This window comes from Ferruginibacter sp. HRS2-29 (assembly GCF_024343615.1).
In the GTDB taxonomy this organism is placed as follows: Bacteria; Bacteroidota; Bacteroidia; order Chitinophagales; family Chitinophagaceae; genus Ferruginibacter.
Map to the genome: position 1 here is coordinate 1 of NZ_RJUB01000106.1, position 1,000 is coordinate 1,000.

Annotated in this window: 2 protein-coding genes; both read left to right on the forward strand. The window is 47.8% G+C overall.

The genetic code is table 11. From position 1 onward, the window contains the following. Window positions 1-246: hypothetical protein (locus EGI32_RS11405; protein ID WP_255155484.1), on the forward strand; the 246-nt coding region annotated here is incomplete at its 5' end. A 15-nt stretch (window positions 247-261) separates the two neighbouring features. Further along, complete coding sequence (locus EGI32_RS11410; protein ID WP_255155485.1) at window positions 262-663, forward strand: hypothetical protein; 402 nt, start codon at window positions 262-264, stop codon at window positions 661-663. The last annotated feature ends 337 nt before the right edge of the window (window positions 664-1,000 follow it).

The following is a 1,000-nucleotide window of genomic DNA, read 5'->3' on the forward strand; positions in this document are numbered from 1 at the left end:
GCACCGCAATGCCACCACCTGGTGCCCAGACCTGCGGCGAAAAGGAGGTGCCGGGAAGACGGGAAGAAAAGCCAAATTACAGGGAGTAAAAATAGTAACAAGCCATACAAATCATTTTTCTTCCCGTCTTCCCGGCAAACCGTCTTCGCCGCAAAAAATAAATACCGTCCGCAGGGTATGGCATATTTTGCCTGCGGCTGTTACTTTTACATCATTACCAAACTCAGGCAGCAACCCCTGCCCTAACCTAATACTACTATTATGAAGAAGCTGATCTTTGCACTCGCCCTCATGGTATTTTCCAACGCCGTATTGGCACAACTTTCCATCACCACCAACTACAGGCAGGATGGTATATGGGACGCTAAAAATGAAAAATGGAATGTTACCAGCACCGATAAGGGTGCCACTACGCTTGAGTTCGACAAGAAGCTCTCGATGTTTGAGCACACCACCCCCACCATCTCTTCGCACTACGATATACTGGAATATAAATACGACGAAAACGCCAACTCCTACACCATGAAGGTAAAAAGCGATGCCGGCAACGAGTACGAAATGATCATTGATGGAAAAAACAATTGCGTGGTGTTCTTTTACTGGTACAATAAAGAATACGTGATGGTGCGCCACACCATCAACGAAACATGGATACGCAAATAAATTAACCGGGAGGGATGGCTTAATCTGCCAGGGCGCCCAGGCCTTTATTGGGAGAAGACTTCGGGCTCATCCACATCCTGTTTACTACAAAAGCGAGGATGGTGGCAGCGAGGAACAGGATGGATAGTTGCATGATGATTTGATTTTTTGTGTTGGAGGGTATCGAAATACCCGATCTGTTTTACCACACAAAAATAGCCCGGGCAAATGGAAACCGGGCGGCACTTACCGGGGCGAACGGGCGTTTACCGAGGAAATGAGCAAGGGGGTGCCGGGAAGACGGGAAGAAAAAGGAATGCGAAATTTTGTGCAGGCACATTGATGCAACCGCAATGCA